General features: G+C 69.3%; 16 protein-coding genes. 10 read left to right on the plus strand and 6 right to left on the minus strand.

Annotated elements, in window-relative coordinates:
• Positions 1 to 15: 15 nt before the first annotated feature.
• Positions 16 to 696, minus strand: a complete 681-nt coding sequence (gene radC / locus BS69_RS0112115) for a RadC family protein (protein WP_029942215.1) — start codon at positions 694 to 696, stop codon at positions 16 to 18.
• Between the two features lie 159 nt (positions 697 to 855).
• Here radC and BS69_RS0112120 point away from each other — a divergent pair, with 159 nt between their 5' ends.
• The 3 genes from BS69_RS0112120 to BS69_RS0112130 are packed head-to-tail and all read left to right on the plus strand — an operon-like array spanning position 856 to position 4,603.
• Positions 856 to 4,017, plus strand: a complete 3,162-nt coding sequence (locus BS69_RS0112120) for an intermembrane phospholipid transport protein YdbH family protein (RefSeq protein WP_156957032.1) — start codon at positions 856 to 858, stop codon at positions 4,015 to 4,017.
• Between the two features lie 5 nt (positions 4,018 to 4,022).
• Positions 4,023 to 4,235, plus strand: coding sequence for a YnbE family lipoprotein (locus tag BS69_RS0112125; protein ID WP_029942217.1), 213 nt, complete (start codon positions 4,023 to 4,025; stop codon positions 4,233 to 4,235).
• The gene (locus BS69_RS0112130; RefSeq protein ID WP_029942218.1) at positions 4,235 to 4,603 is read left to right on the plus strand and encodes a YdbL family probable chaperone protein; all 369 of its coding nucleotides are present in this window, start codon (positions 4,235 to 4,237) and stop codon (positions 4,601 to 4,603) included. Before BS69_RS0112125 ends, BS69_RS0112130 begins: the two co-directional genes overlap by 1 nt.
• On the opposite strand, the gene BS69_RS13805 is transcribed toward BS69_RS0112130, so the two are convergent.
• A complete protein-coding gene (locus tag BS69_RS13805; RefSeq protein WP_051676796.1) occupies positions 4,585 to 5,292 on the minus strand; it encodes a hypothetical protein in 708 nt (235 codons plus the stop codon). The two genes, BS69_RS0112130 and BS69_RS13805, sit on opposite strands and share 19 nt — an antisense overlap.
• A 179-nt stretch (positions 5,293 to 5,471) precedes the next feature.
• On the opposite strand from BS69_RS13805, the gene BS69_RS0112140 reads away from it, so the two are divergent.
• From BS69_RS0112140 to BS69_RS0112160, 5 genes are read left to right on the plus strand one after another with little or no spacing between them, the layout of a single operon-like run.
• Positions 5,472 to 5,798: an AtpZ/AtpI family protein gene (locus tag BS69_RS0112140; RefSeq protein ID WP_029942220.1), complete on the plus strand. Its 327-nt coding sequence runs from the start codon at positions 5,472 to 5,474 to the stop codon at positions 5,796 to 5,798.
• Position 5,799: 1 nt separating this feature from the next.
• A complete protein-coding gene (locus BS69_RS0112145; protein ID WP_029942221.1) occupies positions 5,800 to 6,591 on the plus strand; it encodes a F0F1 ATP synthase subunit A in 792 nt (263 codons plus the stop codon).
• Positions 6,592 to 6,615: 24 nt separating this feature from the next.
• Entirely contained in the window at positions 6,616 to 6,843 is a 228-nt protein-coding gene (locus BS69_RS0112150; RefSeq protein ID WP_029942222.1) for a F0F1 ATP synthase subunit C, read from the plus strand.
• A gap of 37 nt (positions 6,844 to 6,880) precedes the next feature.
• Positions 6,881 to 7,375 carry a F0F1 ATP synthase subunit B family protein gene (locus tag BS69_RS0112155; protein ID WP_029942223.1) on the plus strand — a complete coding sequence of 165 codons (495 nt, stop codon included), beginning with the start codon at positions 6,881 to 6,883 and terminating at the stop codon, positions 7,373 to 7,375.
• Positions 7,368 to 7,916 (plus strand): F0F1 ATP synthase subunit B family protein, encoded by a 549-nt coding sequence (locus tag BS69_RS0112160; protein WP_029942224.1) that lies wholly within the window; start codon positions 7,368 to 7,370, stop codon positions 7,914 to 7,916. The genes BS69_RS0112155 and BS69_RS0112160 overlap by 8 nt, the downstream gene beginning before the upstream one ends.
• A gap of 358 nt (positions 7,917 to 8,274) precedes the next feature.
• Here BS69_RS0112160 and paaZ read toward each other — a convergent pair whose 3' ends face one another.
• Positions 8,275 to 10,299 carry a phenylacetic acid degradation bifunctional protein PaaZ gene (gene paaZ / locus BS69_RS0112165; protein ID WP_029942225.1) on the minus strand — a complete coding sequence of 675 codons (2,025 nt, stop codon included), beginning with the start codon at positions 10,297 to 10,299 and terminating at the stop codon, positions 8,275 to 8,277.
• A gap of 98 nt (positions 10,300 to 10,397) precedes the next feature.
• Here paaZ and BS69_RS0112170 point away from each other — a divergent pair, with 98 nt between their 5' ends.
• Entirely contained in the window at positions 10,398 to 10,904 is a 507-nt protein-coding gene (locus tag BS69_RS0112170; protein WP_029942226.1) for a CAP domain-containing protein, read from the plus strand.
• Here BS69_RS0112170 and paaG read toward each other — a convergent pair.
• The 3 genes from paaG to BS69_RS0112185 are packed head-to-tail and all read right to left on the minus strand — an operon-like array spanning position 10,901 to position 13,733.
• Positions 10,901 to 11,683, minus strand: coding sequence for a 2-(1,2-epoxy-1,2-dihydrophenyl)acetyl-CoA isomerase PaaG (gene paaG / locus BS69_RS0112175; protein ID WP_051676798.1), 783 nt, complete (start codon positions 11,681 to 11,683; stop codon positions 10,901 to 10,903). The two genes, BS69_RS0112170 and paaG, sit on opposite strands and share 4 nt — an antisense overlap.
• Positions 11,680 to 11,949 (minus strand): PqqD family protein, encoded by a 270-nt coding sequence (locus tag BS69_RS0112180; protein ID WP_051676799.1) that lies wholly within the window; start codon positions 11,947 to 11,949, stop codon positions 11,680 to 11,682. The genes paaG and BS69_RS0112180 overlap by 4 nt, the downstream gene beginning before the upstream one ends.
• Complete coding sequence (locus BS69_RS0112185; RefSeq protein WP_029942229.1) at positions 11,946 to 13,733, minus strand: ABC transporter transmembrane domain-containing protein; 1,788 nt, start codon at positions 13,731 to 13,733, stop codon at positions 11,946 to 11,948. The genes BS69_RS0112180 and BS69_RS0112185 overlap by 4 nt, the downstream gene beginning before the upstream one ends.
• A gap of 150 nt (positions 13,734 to 13,883) precedes the next feature.
• Here BS69_RS0112185 and BS69_RS0112190 point away from each other — a divergent pair, with 150 nt between their 5' ends.
• Positions 13,884 to 15,104, plus strand: coding sequence for a polyhydroxyalkanoate depolymerase (locus BS69_RS0112190; RefSeq protein WP_029942230.1), 1,221 nt, complete (start codon positions 13,884 to 13,886; stop codon positions 15,102 to 15,104).
• The last annotated feature ends 26 nt before the right edge of the window (positions 15,105 to 15,130 follow it).

The raw sequence follows: 15,130 nt of genomic DNA on the forward strand, positions 1-15,130 counted from the left end.
CGAAGGCGAGGCGGGCTACATCAGCCCCATCGCGCGCAGGCTCGAGCGCCCCTGCGCGCCGACGATGACATGGTCGTGGACGGTGATCTTCATGTGGCGCCCGGCCTCGACGATGTCGCGGGTCAGGCGGATGTCCTGCTTGGAGGGGGTGGGGTCGCCGCTCGGGTGGTTGTGGACCAGGATGATCGCGGTGGCGCCGAGCGCGATGGCGCGGGCGATCACCTCGCGGACATGGACCGCCGCCTCGTCGACCGAGCCGCGCCACATGGCCTCGTTGGCGATGAGCACATTCTTCGCGTTGAGGAACAGGATCCGGACTTCCTCGACCGAGGCATGACCCATCGCGGCCTGGAGATAATCGCCGAGCGCCTCCCAGCTCGACAGGATCGGGCGGCCCTCGGTGCGGGTCTCGAGCAGCCGGAGCGCGGTCGCGCGGGCGATGGCGAGGGCGCCGATCACCCCTTCGCTGAGGCCCTCGCGGCGAAGAACCTCGGCCGGCGCCTCGAGCAGTGGTCCAAGCCCGCCGAAATGGGAAATCAGCTGCTTTGCCAAGGGTTTGGTGTCGCGTCGGGGGATGGCGAGAGTCAGCAGATATTCAACCAGCTCATGGTCGAGCAATGCGTCGCCGCCGCCGTCCAGCAGTCGATGCCGAAGGCGCGCGCGATGCCCGTCGGCGCCATTCGGCTTGTCGCCCATGACAAGCAGGCTATGCGGTGTCGGGGACAAGCGCAACATGTCGGTCGCGGAACGGTCGCGGGCACCGGAGGTTAAAACAGGTTAGTGGCGGAATTCACGACGACGGACACCGACGACGGAAATGAAACGGCGACCGTCGTGGTGCGCCGTCGCCGTCGCGTGCCCCGCCTGATCGGGCTCGTCCTCGTCGGACTACTCATCTTCCTGGTGGCGGTCGCGGTGGTGCTGTGGACCCAGCGCCGGCCGATCGCGTCCAACATCCTCGAGCGCGAGCTCAGCCGCCGCGGGGTCAAGGCGACCTTCACGCTCGACCGGATCGGGCTGAGGACCCAGCAGGTCTCGAACCTGGTCATCGGCGATCCCAAGAAGCCCGACCTCACCGCCAAGCTCGCCCAGATCCAGATGCGGATCAAATGGAACGGGCAGGTCGAATTCTACCGCGTGGTGGCGCGCGGGGTCCGGCTCAACGGCCGGGTCGTCGGCAACAAGGTGAGCTGGGGCGAGGTCGACAAGCTGCTCCCGCCGCCCTCGGGCAAGCCCTTTTCGCTCCCCGACATCAGCGTCGATCTTGCCGACACCTCGATCGCGCTGGCGACCCCGTTCGGGGCCATCGGGGTGGCGGTCGAAGGCGCGGGCAACCTGACCGGCGGGTTCAAGGGCCGGCTGGCGGCGGCCTCGCCCACGCTCGACGCCGGGCGCTGCACCCTCTCGGGCATGCGCGCCGCGCTGGCGGTCTCGGTCACCGCGCGCCGTCCGCTGGTCGACGGACCGCTCAGCGCCGCCAATTTCGCCTGCCCGGCGAGCAACATCGCCATCGCCAGCCCGCGCCTCGACATCACCAGCGAATTCACCGAGGGCTTCGACCGCTTCACCGGCAAGGGCCGGATGAGCGCCATGGCGCTGGCGGCGGGGGTCAACCGGCTCGACCGCTTCAACGCCGACGTCAGCTTCGGCGGCAAGCCGACTCGGTTGCTCGGTACCGTCCGGCTGTCGGCGGCGGGCGCGCGCCTCGCCCAGCTCACCGCCGCCCGGACCCGGCTCGACGGCAGCTACCTCCTCAACGCCGCCAAGGGGCATCTGACGCTGGTCGCCGATTATGCGGCGGACGGGGTCGACCTCGATCCGCGGCTGGCGCGCGGGCTAACGAGCAGTCTCGGAGGCGCCGGTGGTACCCCGCTCGAGCCGATCGCCAATGCGCTTCGCGCCAGCATCGAGCGGGCGACCCGGGCGATGCAGGCCGAGGGTTCGCTGCGGCTGGTCAATGTCGCGGGCGGCGGCGCGGTCCGGGTCGAGCGCGCCAATGTCCGCACCGCCTCGGGCGCCCGGGTCCTCGTCGATGGCGGCGACGGCATCACTTACTACTGGCCGACCAACAAGCTTCGGATCGACGGCCGGGTCCGGACCGCGGGCGGGGGACTGCCGACCGCCGACCTCGCGCTGCGCATGCCGCGCGGCGGCGGGCCGATGAGCGGCCGGCTGGTCATGCAGCCTTATTCGGCCGCCGGTTCCCGCGTCGCGCTCGCCCCCGTCCGCTTTGCCGCGACCGCCGGCGGCGCGACCCGGATCGACACGGTGGCGACGCTCGACGGGCCCCTGTCGGGCGGCAACATCCGCGGGCTGCAGGTCCCGGTCAGCGGCACGATCGGGCCGGGCGGGGCGCTCGCCTTCGGGCGCGGCTGCGTGCCCCTGTCCTTTGCCTCGCTGCGCCTCGGCGCGCTCCAGCTCGGCAACACCCGCTTCCCGGTCTGCGCGGGCGGGCCGGCGATCGTCTTCCGCCAGCCCGATGGCGATGTCGCGGTGCGCGCCTTCACCCGCAACCTCGCGCTCGCCGGCCGGCTCGGCTCGTCACCGTTCGGGCTGCGCGCCGGCCGCGTCGCACTGGTCGGCTCGCGCGGCTTCGACGTCACCGGCGTTTCCGCGCGCATGGGCAATCCCGAGGCGCCGATCCTGCTCAATGCCAAGGCGCTCGAGGGGACCTTCCAGGGCAGCGGCATCCGCGGCAATTTCCGCGGTGCCGACGCGGTCATCGGCAAGGTCCCGGTCAAGCTGTCCGAGCTCGACGGCCGCTGGCTGTTCTATCGGAACCGGCTGACCGTGAACGGCGCGGCGACCGCCACCGACATCGGGGCCGAGCAGCCGCGCTTCTATCCTTTGCGCTCGACCGACCTCAGCTTCAGCCTCGCCGGGGACCAGATCCGCGCCGGCGGCTCGCTGCGCCACCCCGGAACGGGGGCGCTCGTTACCAATGTCGCGATCCGCCACGACCTCGCCAGCGGGGTGGGCAGCGCCGACCTCGACGTGCCGGGGCTGACCTTCGCCCAGAACGGCCTCCAGCCCGAGATGATCACCCGCCTGACCGAGGGGGTCATCGCGCTGGTCAACGGGACCATCACCGGCAATGGCCGGATCGCGTGGAACGGCTCGGGCGAGGTGACCTCGACCGGTGCCTTCTCGACCGGGGGCATGGACCTCGCCGCCGCCTTCGGTCCGGTGACCGGCCTCAGGGGCTCGATCAACTTCACCGACCTCCTCGGCCTCACCACCGCGCCGAACCAGACGCTGCAGGTGGCGACGGTCAATCCCGGCATCCTGGTCGAGAACGGGGTCATCACCTACCAGCTGCTCCCCGACCAGCTGGTCCGCATCCAGGCCGGGCGCTGGCCGTTCATGGGCGGCGAGCTGATCCTGCGCGAGACCGTGCTCAACCTCGGCCGCCCGAGCCCCAAGCGCCTGACCTTCGAGGTTCGCGGGCTCGACGCCAACATGTTCGTCTCGAGCTTCGGCTTCGCCGACATCACCGCCGAGGGGACCTTCGACGGCGTGTTGCCGATGATCTTCGACGATGCCGGCGGGCGGATCGTCGGGGGCCGGCTCGACAGCCGCGCGCCGGGCGGACGGCTGAGCTACAAGGGCGCGCTCAACAAGTCGGACCTCGGCACCGCCGGAAACCTCGCCTTCAATGCGCTGCGCGACCTCCGCTTCCAGTCGATGATCATCCGTCTAGACGGCGACCTTGCGGGCGAATTCGGCACCACGCTGGCGATCGACGGGGTCGGCCTTGCCGGCACCAACGGAACCCAGCGGCTGATCAGCCGCGTGGTCGGCAAGATTCCGCTCAAGTTCAACGTCTCGATCCGCGGGCCTTTCCGCGCGCTGATCGCGACCGCCAAATCCTTGCGCGATCCGCGGACATTGCTCGACACCACGCTCGACAAGCCGCTCGGCAACGTCCCCGGGATCGTCACCGAGGTCCGCCGCCGCGAGGAAGACACGACGCAAACCCAGACGCCCGTCGAACAGACGATCACCCCAGCGAGGTAGTTATGTTGAAGAGGCCCCGACTGATCGCCGTGCCGCTGGCCGCCGCCGCGCTGACCGGCTGCGTCAGCCTGAAGACCCCGGAAAAGCCGATCGAGATCAACCTCAACGTGGTGATCCGGCAGGAAGTCCTGGTGCGGATGCAGAAGGACGTCGACACGCTGATCAACAGCAATCCGCAGGCCTTCCCGCAGGCGCCGGCCAAGCCGGCGGGCCAGTGATGCTTCGCCTCGCGGGGCTGGCCGCGCTCGCGCTCGCGACCGCCGCGTCGGCCCAGACCGCCTATTTCGATGCGCGCGCGGCGGGGCAGGTAGGCGAGCGCTACGACGGCTATCTCGGCTATTCGACCGCCGCGCCGGGCCCCCAGGCCCGTGCCCAGACCGAAAGCATCAACATTCGCCGCCGGGCGCTCTATTCGGACCTTGCCCAGCGCCGCGGGGTCAGTCCGCAGGAAGTCGGGGTCACCGCCGGCTGCACCCTGCTCGGGCGGGTCCAGGTCGGCGAGAGCTACATGCTGAGCGACGGCCAGTGGCGGCGGCGGACGGCGGGGCAGGCGGCCCCGGTCCCCGCTTACTGCACCGGCGGCTGAGACTCGAAGTCGGCCCGGTAGGCGGGCTTCAGGCGGGCGAGCATGGTCGCGGTCAGCGGCAGGCTCACTTCATAGGCGCCTTCCGCATAGGGGCCCGCGACATAGGGGTCGGCGGTGAGGTCGAGATGGTCGAAGCGCCCGTCGCGATCATGGTCGGCGAGCGCGATCGTCAACTCCTTGAGTTCGGGACACTGGCCCGGCCACTCACCCTTCTTGACGGCTTCCTGCCGGCGCTTGGCGCGCTCGCGGTCGAGCAGGGTGCAGAAGGGCTGGCGGATGGCGCCGTCCCAGCTCTTCCCCGGTTGGAGCAGGGCGCGCCAGTCGATCTCGCGGCCGAGCGCGCGCTCCCACAGCAGGGCCTTGGTCCCCGAATTGGAATGGGCGCCGCCGGTATAGGCGCTGCTTGCCCCGACCAGCGAGAGCAGTCGCCGGCTCTGCCCCGAAGTCGTCCAGGCCCGCGAGAACTGGAGCCCGCCAAAATCGAGCTTCATCTTTTTGCGCATCTCCTTTTCGGTCGCGACCGTGGCCATCATGTCGCGCTTCTGGCGGGCGGCATCGGCGCGGAAGCGGCGGGCGAGGGCGGGGACCGCCTCGGCCTCCTTCGACCAGCGATAGGAGAAGTCGAGGCCGTCGCGGTCCGAGGCGATCGTGACCGGCGCGGCGGCGAGAAGCAGGGCGGAAATCAGCATGCCGGGACCTTATCAGGACGCGGCTGAACGCAACAGAGATGCCCACCCCGGTTGACCTCCCGTTATGCCCTGCTAAAGGGGCGGCGCCTTGGCGGGCTCGACGCCGCCATGTTCCTTGCCTGAACCGTGCCGATGCTCAATTTCCCGAGCGTCGCCACGCACATGAGGGAGTGAAGGTCATGGTGGAAGAGGGTCCGGGGCAGGACGACGGGCTACCCCCTGACGCGCGGCTGGACCGCCTCGAACAGAGGCTGGCCGAGGCGCAGCAGCGGGAAGCAATCAGGACCGGTCACAAGCCGGCCTCGGATGCGAGCGAGCAGCTGGGGCAGAAAGTGCTGGCAACCCTGATCGGCGGCCTTTTGGGCGGCGGACTGATCGGCTGGGCATTGGACCGGCTGTTCGGAACCTGGCCCGTGCTCTTTCTGACGCTGCTGGTGCTTGGCACCGCCAGCGGCTTTTGGAGCATCATCAAGATGTCGAACGCGCAAACCAAGAAGGACCGCTGACGTGGCCGCCGAGCAGGGCAAAGTCGATCCGATGCACCAGTTCCAGGTCGAACCTCTGTTCGGCCATGACTGGACCATCGCGGGTCACTCGATTGCCTTCACCAACAGTTCGCTGTGGATGGCGCTGACCCTCATTGCGGTCTGGGTCTTCATGCTGGGCGGCATGAAGCGCGAGCTGGTCCCGGGCCGCTGGCAGGCCGCGGTCGAGGGCGTGACCGGCTTCATCAGCTCGATGATGGAGACCAACATCGGTCCGCAGGGCCGCAAGTTCGTCCCCTACGTCTTTTCGCTGTTCATCTTCATTCTCTTCGCCAACATGCTGGGATTGCTGCCCTTCGGCCTGGTCCCCGGCGTCCACCCCTTCACCGTGACCAGCCATCTGACGGTGACCGCGGTGCTGGCGATCGTGTCCTTCGCGATCGTCCTGGTGGTCGGCTTCGCCCGCCACGGTTTCCACTTCTTCAGCCTGTTCGTGCCGCACGGCGCGCCGTGGTGGATGCTTCCCATCCTCGTCCCGGTCGAGTTCGTGTCCTTCATGGTCCGCCCGTTCAGCCTGGCGCTGCGACTGTTTGTCGCCATGACCGCCGGCCACGTGCTGCTGAAGGTGCTCGCCGGCTTCGTTATCCAGGGCGTCAACCTTGAGAGCCTGGTGCTGACCCCGGTGGTCGCCATCCCCAGCTTCGCGCTGATGATCGGCATCAGCGGCCTCGAGCTGCTGGTCGCGGCGATCCAGGCCTATGTCTTCGCGCTTCTGACGTCGCTGTATCTCAACGACGCCGTCAATCTTCACTAAGAAATACAAGAGGGAGTTATGGAAATGGACGCTCAATCTGCTGCTCTGATCGGTGCCGGTCTCGCTGCCATCGGCGCCGGCATGGCCGCGCTCGGCGTGGGTAACGTCTTCGGTTCGTTCCTCGAGAGCGCGCTTCGCAACCCGTCGGCCGCCGACAGCCAGCAGGGCCGCCTGTTCATCGGTTTCGCCGCCGCCGAGCTTCTCGGCCTGCTGTCGTTCCTCATCGCCATCCTTCTGTACCTGAAGGCCTAAGCGACAAGGGAACGGGACTGGACCAGGGACGGCCGCAATGCCTCAATTCGATCAGATCGCCGAAATCTATGCGTCGCAGCTGTTCTGGCTGGCGATCTTCTTCGGCCTGATCTTCGTGATCGTGGGTCTCGGCATGGTGCCGAAGATCCAGGGCACGGTCGATCAGCGTAACGATCGGATCGCGGCCGACCTCGCGACCGCCGCATCGGCGCGCGAGACCGCGGACAAGCTCGAGGCGGACTATCGGGCCGCCCTCGACAAGAGCCGGGCCGAAGCCGCGCGCGTCGCGGCCGAGGCCAAGGCGGCCGCCGCCCAGGCGACCGAAGCCCGAGTCAAGGCTGCCGACGGCGAAGCGCAGGGCCGGCTCGAAGCCGCGCTCCAGCGGATCGCCGAAGCGCGGTCCTCGGCCCAGGCCGAGATCGAACAGGTCGCGGCCGATGCCGCCGCCGCGATGGTCAGCCGGGTCGCCGGCCTGACCGTCGACGAAGGCACCGCGCGTGCCGCCGTCCAGCAGGAACTCGTCCATGGCTAATGCCGCCCAGCAGCTCGCCACCACCGAGGTGGAAGCCAATGTCGAGCATCAGGTCGACCCCAAGGCGCTCGGCTTCGACGCGACCATGCTGGTCGCGCTGGCGATGGCGGTGGTCGTCGCGCTGATGCTGTGGAAGAAGGTTCCGGCCGCGATCGGCCGCGCCCTCGACGGCAAGATCGCGGGCATCAAGGCCCAGCTCGACGAGGCCGCCGCGCTGCGCGCCGAGGCCGAGCAGATCAAGGCCGAATATGAGGCCAAGGCCGCGGCGTCCGAGAGCGAGGCCAAGGCCATGCTCGAGCGCGCCGCCCACGAGGCCGAGGCGATCCGCATCAAGGCCGAGGCCGATGCCGCCGCGCTGGTCGAGCGCCGCGCCCGCATGGCCGAGGACAAGATCGCCGCCGAGGAGCGCGCCGCCGTGCAGCAGCTTCGCGCCGCCGCCGCCGACGCCGCCACCAAGGCCGCCGCCCGCATCATCGCCGACAAGCATGACGCCGGCGCGGACAAGGCGCTGATCGACCAGGCCATCGCCGGCATCCGCTAGGCGCTTTCCAGTCCGGAACAAGAAACAGGCCGCTGGAGCGATCCGGCGGCCTTTTTCGTGGTGGCATGAATGTCCGCTATGGGTGGTTACCGACAAGCCACCTAGTAGTTAGCGAACATGATCGAGGTCTCCCCCTTTTCACGCGAGCCGTATCGCCGTCGAACTTGGGTCCGACTTCGGCTTCCGTTTGCCCTCCTCACCTTGTGTCCGAAAGGCCGAGACTGCGTAGCGGTTGGCGGGCAGCACGAGTGGTATAACCACGATGGTGCCAGTTCAGCCTGCTACCATTGCCGCGTCATCCGTAAAGGCCAGCACTGGCGGTAGCCAATGTCCGCAATGGGTCGAAAGCGGCCGGCCATCAGGGCACGTTCTCCGTCAGCAGGTCGTAGGTCGCGACCAACTCGTCCTTCTGGTTGAAGATCTCGACCGCCCAGCGGACGACGCCGGTTTCCTCGCTCTTGAGGCTCTTGCTCCGCACCGTCAGCTCGACCCGCATCGAATCGCCCGGATAGAGCGGGGTCAGGAAGCGCAGGTTTTCGAGGCCGGTGTTGGCGAGCACGGGGCCCGGATCGGGGTCGACGAACAGGCCGGCGGCGAAGCTCAGGATGAGATAGCCGTGGGCGACGCGGCCCTCGAAGATCGGCGAGGCCTTGGCCGCTTCCTCGTCCATGTGGGCGTAGAAGGTGTCGCCGGTGAAATGGGCGAAATGCTCGATGTCCTCGATGGTGACGGTGCGGCTCCTGGTCCGGAGCGTGTCGCCGATGTGGAGTTCGCTCATCCGCTTGCGGAAGGGATGCGCCTCGATGACATGCTTGGGCCCGCCGGGAATATACTGGCCGGTGATCGCCGCGATCATCGCCGGCGAGCCCTGAAGCGCGGTGCGCTGCATGTAATGGGTGACGCCGCGCACCCCGCCCATCTCCTCGCCGCCGCCGGCGCGGCCCGGGCCGCCATGGACGAGGACGGGGAGGGGGGAGCCGTGGCCGGTGGAATCCTTGCCGTTGGTGCGGTCGATGACCAGCATCCGCCCATGGAAAGCGCCCGCGCCCGCGACGAACTCGCGCGCCGCCTCGCCCGAATTGGTGAAGAGCGACAAGGCGAGGCTGCCCATGCCGCGGTTGGCTAGGCTGACCGCGTCGGCGAGATCGGCATAGGGCATGAGCGTCGCGACGGGCCCGAAGGGCTCGACGTCATGCGCGGCGGCGCAGGCCCAGGGGTCGTCGGCGCGGAGCAGGACGGGGGCCATGAAGGCGCCGCCGTCGGGCCCGATCCGGCCCTCGGGATCGCCCGCCGCCACCCGCGCGCCGGCCGCGGTGATGGCAGCGATCGCCTCGCGGACGCTGTCGCGCTGGGCCTGGCTGACGAGCGCGCCCATGCCCGTTCCCTTGTCGCGCGGGTCGCCGACGGGGAGCGCGGCAAGCCTGGCCGCGATCGCCTGCTCGGCGGCGTCGAGGAAGGGCGTTGGCACCATCGCGCGGCGGATGGCGGTGCACTTCTGGCCCGCCTTGACCGTCATCTCGTTGACGACCTCGGCGACGAACAGGTCGAATTCGAGCGTGCCGGGGGCGGCGTCGGGGCCGAGAAGCGAGGCGTTCAGGCTGTCCTGCTCGGCGATGAACTTGACGCTCTCGCGCTGGATCACCGGGTGGGTGCGCAGCTTGAGCGCAGTCGCGGCCGAGCCGGTGAAGCTCACCACGTCCTGGCCGGTCAGATGATCGAACAGGTCGCCGACCCCGCCCACCACCAATTGCACGGCGCCGGGGGGAAGCACGCCCGCCTCGATCATCACCCGGAAGGCGGCTTCGCACAGCCAGGCGGTGGCGCTCGCCGGCTTCACGATGGCGGGGACGCCGGCGAGGATGGTCGGGGCGAGCTTTTCGAGCATGCCCCAGACGGGGAAGTTGAACGCGTTGATGTGAACCGCGACGCCCTGCAGCGGGGTGTAGACGTGCTGGCCGATGAAGTGCGGCGACTTCGACAGCGGCTCGACGGGCCCATCGAGCAGGACCTGCGCGTCGGGAAGCTCGCGGCGGCCCTTGGACGAGAAGGAGAGGAGGGTGCCCGCGCCGCCCTCGATGTCGATCCAGCCGTCCTTGCGGGTCGCGCCGGTGGCATAGTTGAGCTCGTACAGCTCTTCCTTGCGCGCAAGGATGGCGAGGCCGAGCGCCTTCAGCATCCGCGCGCGCTGGTGGAAGGTCATCGCCCGGAGCGCGGGACCGCCGGTCTCGCGGGCGAAGCGGGCCATGCCGCCGAAGTCGAGCCCGCCCGAGCCGGTCAGCGCGACCGGGCTGCCGTCAATGGCGCTCGGCAGTTCGACGAGGCTGGCGGCGTCGCCGGGGGTCCACTGGTCGCGGGCGTAATTGAGGAGCTGGGCGGTTTTCATGCGGCTGCTCTAGGCGAGCCGCCCCGCGCGATAAAGCCGGGCGACGTTAACCAATGCCCGCAACGCTCCCTCAACCGCGCGGGCGCAGATTTGCCGCCATGGTCCTGGGACTCGCCCTTGCCGTGGCCGCCTCGGCGGTGACGCCCGCCCTGCCGCCGCGGCAGACGGACGGCCTCGCCCAGCGCCTGCTCGCGGTCCACAACCAGGCCCGCGCCGAGGTCGGCGCGCCGCCCCTGGTCTGGGACGAGGAACTGGCGCGGAGCGCGGCGAGCTACGGCCCGCGGCTGGCGGCGATCGGGCGGCTGGTCCATTCCCCGCGCGAGGAGCGCCCCGGCCAGCGCGAGAACCTCGCGATGGACCTCGACTGGCGCGGCACGCCCGAAAGCCTCGCGACCATGTGGGTCGACGAGAAGAAGATCTTCACCCCCGGCCTCTTCCCCGCGGTCACCCGCACCGGGCGGTGGGAGGATGTCGCACATTACACGCAGATGATCTGGAAGGGCACGACCCACGTCGGCTGCGCCATCCATGACGAAAATGGCTGGCGCTACCTGATCTGTCGCTATTCGCCGCCCGGCAACAAGGACGGCAAGCCGGTCCCCTAACGGCCCTTGTAGACCGCCGGCCGCTTCTCGAGGAATGCGGCGACGCCCTCGCGATAATCCTCGGTGAAGCCCAGCCGGCGCATCTCGTCGCGCTGGAGGTCGAGCTCCTGGTCGAGCGTGCGCTCGCCGGTGGTGCGGATGATCTTCTTGATCGCGGCTAGGCCGAGCGGGGGTAGGCTTGCGAGCTTCGCCGCCAGCGCATCGACCTCGGCGTCGAGCGCATCGTCATCGACGCATTTCCAGATGAGGCCCCAGTCGGCGGCCTTCTCGGCGGGCAAGGGTTCGGCGGTGAGCGCGAGGCCGAGCGCGCGGGCCTGGCCGACCAGTCGCGGCAGGTGCCAGCTGCCGCCGCTGTCGGGGATGAGCCCGAGGTTGGCGAAGCTCTGGATGAATTTTGCCGACCGGCCCGCGACGACGAGGTCGCAGGCGAGCGCGACATTGGCGCCGGCCCCGGCGGCGACCCCGTTGACCCGCGCGATGACCGGCTGAGGCAGCGTGGCGAGGCGGCGGATCAGCGGGTTCCAGCTGGCCTCGACGGTCTCGCCGAGATCGACCGTCTGGCCCGGCGCGACCGCGCGGTCATTGAGGTCCTGACCGGCGCAGAAGCCGCGCCCCGCGCCGGTCAGCACGATCACGCGAGCTGTGTCGGCAACGCGATCGAGGGCGTCGCGCAATTCGCCGTGCATGGCGGCGGTGAAGCTGTTGAGCCGGTCGGGGCGGTTGAGGGTCAGGCGCGCGACGCCGCCGGATTCTTGGACGAGGATTGTGGGCTCGGTCACGCGGCGACCCTTTCGATCAGGCCCTCGGTCTCGAGGTCGGCGAGCAGGGCAGCGACGTCCGAGCGGCAGGTCGCCTCGGGGACTTCATATTGCTCGAGCAGGGCAGCGATGATCTCGTCTTCGCTCGGCTCGGCGGCAAGCAGCTGCCAGACCGAGGCGGTCACCCCTTCCATGCCGAAGGCGAAGCCGCGCGCGGCCTGGAGGGCGACGACGTCGTCGCCGATCTCGGTCGAGAGGGCGTCGGGGGAGCGGCGGTAGCGGGTCATGCGGCGGCGTCGAACTGGAGCCGGGCAAGCCGCGCATAGAGCCCGCCGCGCGCGGTCAGGCTCGCGTGATTGCCTTCCTCGACGATCCGGCCTTCCTCCATGACGATGATCCGGTCGGCGGCGCGGACGGTCGCCAGGCGGTGGGCGATGACCACGGTAGTCCGGCTTTCCATCAGCCGCTCGAGCGCCTGCTGGACCGACGCCTCGCTCTCGGCGTCGAGCGCGCTGGTCGCCTCGTCGAGGAGCAGCAGCGGCGCATCGCGGAGCAGCGCGCGGGCGATGGCGATGCGCTGGCGCTGCCCGCCCGACAGGCGCGCGCCGCTCTCGCCGAGATAAGTGTCGTAGCCCTGCGGCAGTCCCGTCAGGAAGTCGTGGGCATTGGCGGCGCGGGCGGCGGCCTCGATCTCGGCCTCGCTCGCGTCCCACCGGCCGTAGCGCAAATTGTCGCGCGCGCTGGCGGCGAAGATCACCGTCTCCTGCGGAACGAGCGCGATGCGGCTGCGGAGGTCGCCGGGATCGCAGTCGCGCAGGTCGACGCCGTCGAACGAGATGCGGCCGCCCTGGGGATCGTAGAAGCGCAACGCGAGCTGGAAGAGGGTCGACTTGCCCGCGCCCGAGGGGCCGACCACCGCCACCGTCTCGCCCGGCGCGACCGCAAGGCTGAGCCCGTGGAGCGCCTTCTGGTCAGGGCGGGTGGGATAGCGGAATTCGACCTCGTCGAAGGTCAGCGCGCCCCGCGCGGGAACGGGCAGCGCGACCGGGCTGGCGGGCGCTGAAATCTCGGCCCGGGCGGCGATCAGCTCGGCGATCCGGCCCGCGGCGCCCGAGGCGCGAAGGAGGTCGCCGTAGATCTCGCTCAGCGCCGCGAAGGCCCCGCCGACCAGCAGGCCGGTGAAAACGAAGGCGGCGATGTCGCCCCCCGTCATGCGGCCCGCGGCGACGTCGATCGCGCCTTCCCAGATGACCAGCACGATCGCGCTGGTGAACATGCCGATCAGGAGCACGGTCATCACCGCGCGCAGCCGCATCCGGGTCCTGGCGGTGGCGAAGGCGCGCTCGACGGTGTCGGCGAAGCGCTGCTCCTCGCGCTTCTCCTGCCCGAAGGCCTGGACGATCTTCATCGCACCGAGGACTTCGCTGACGTTGGAGCCAACGTCGGCGATCCGGTCCTGGCTGTCGCGCGACAAGGTGCGGACCTTGCGGCCGAACAGGATGATCGGGCCGAACAGGAGGGGAATGGCGATGAGCAGCAGCCCGGCGAGCTTGGGGCTCAGCACGAACAGGTAGACGATCCCGCCGACGCCGGTGACGAAATTGCGCAGCGCGAAGGAGATGGAGCTGCCAACCACCTGCTCGAGAATGGCGGTGTCGGCGGTCAGCCGCGAGGCGATCTCGCTCGGGCGGTTCTCCTCGAAGAAGCGCGGGGGCAGGGTCAGGAGGTTGCGCTGCACCTGGCGGCGGAGGTCGGCGACGGTCCGCTCGCCCAGCCAGGAGACGAAATAGAAGCGAAGGCCGGTGGCGAGCGCCAAGACCAGCACGATCATCAGCAGATAGTGGAAAGCCTGGCTGACGGCGGGGGTGCTGACCGTCCCGCTCGAAAAGCCGCGGTCGATCACTTCCTTGAAGCCGCGCGGAATGGCGAGCGTCGCCGCCGAGCTGATGCCAAGGAACAAGAGCGCCCCGGCGATTCGGCCCGGGTAGCGCGCCGCGGCACGGTAAACGAGCGCGAGATTGCCGAGGCTGCGGCCCTGCGGCTTGTCGTCAGAGGCGATTGTGGTGGCCATAGGGGCGCCGGACTAGCAGGGGCGGGCGCGAGAACAAAGACCGCCGCCTTGCCTGTCCCGCCGCCGGTCGCGGCGTTCGGCTCCGGCTTGCCAGCGGACCCTTTCGGGCCCATGCCGGTTGGTCCGGGGGTCCGGTTGAGAAGAGGGTTGATGCTCTACGACGCCTATGAAGTGCAGCGGTCCTGGCTGGCGGGGGCAAGCCAGCTTGCGAATTTCGGCTCCAACTGGTGGAGCAGCAGCGCCAACCCCCTGAGTTATCACGGGATGAGCGGGATCGTCGCGGCGAGCCTCGACGTCTTCGCCCATGCCGCCGCGCCGCGCGGCAAGCCCGAATTCGCGATCAAGAGCGTCGAGCTCGACGGCAAGGCGCTGGCGGTCCGCGAGGAGATCGTCGACCGGCTGCCGTTCGGCCAGCTCAAGCATTTCGTGAAGGAGGGCGCGCCCAAGGACCAGCCGCGCCTGCTGATCGTCGCGCCCATGTCGGGCCATTTCGCGACCCTGCTGCGCGGCACGGTCGAGCGGATGCTGCCCGGCCACGACGTCTTCATCACCGACTGGCGCGACGCCAAGCACGTGCCAATGAAGGACGGCGGCTTCGACCTCGACGATTACATCGACTATCTCGTCCGCTGGCTCGAGAAGGTCGGCCCCGGCGCGCACATGCTGGCGGTCTGCCAGCCGAGCGTTCCCGCTTATGCCGCGGTGGCGCTGATGAATGCCGCCAAGCACCCCGCGACCCCGAGGAGCCTCACCATGATGGGTGGGCCGATCGACACGCGCGAGGCGCCGACCGCGGTCAACACGCTGGCGACCGAGCGGCCGCATGCCTGGTTCCAGCAGAACGTCGTCTGCACTGTCCCCAACATGTATCCGGGCGGCGGGCGCAAGGTTTATCCGGGCTTTCTCCAGCTCGCCGGCTTCATGACGATGAACTTGGGCTCGCACCTCATCAGCCACTGGGAGATGTTCAAGCATCTGGTCGAGGGTGACGAGGAAAGCGCCGACAACACCCGCGCCTTCTACGACGAATATCGCTCGGTCGCCGACATGACGGCCGAATTCTATCTCCAGACGGTCGACACCGTCTTCCAGCGCCACCTGCTGCCCAAGGGCGAGATGCTGCACCGGGGGACACGGGTCGATCCGCAGGCGATCACCCGCACGGCGCTGCTCGCCATCGAGGGCGAGCGCGACGACATTTCCGGGGTTGGGCAGACCAAGGCGGCACTAAAGCTCGCCAAGGGGCTTGCGGCCGACAAGAAGAAGTATCTGCTGGCCAAGGGGGTCGGCCATTACGGCATCTTCAACGGCCGCAAGTGGCGCGAGCGGATCGCGCCCGTCGTCGAGAAGTTCATCGCCGACAACGACTGACGGCCGGCTCCCGGGGGGAGCCGACC

The organism is Sphingomonas astaxanthinifaciens DSM 22298 (genome assembly GCF_000711715.1).
Taxonomy (GTDB): Bacteria; Pseudomonadota; Alphaproteobacteria; order Sphingomonadales; family Sphingomonadaceae; genus Sphingomicrobium; species Sphingomicrobium astaxanthinifaciens_A.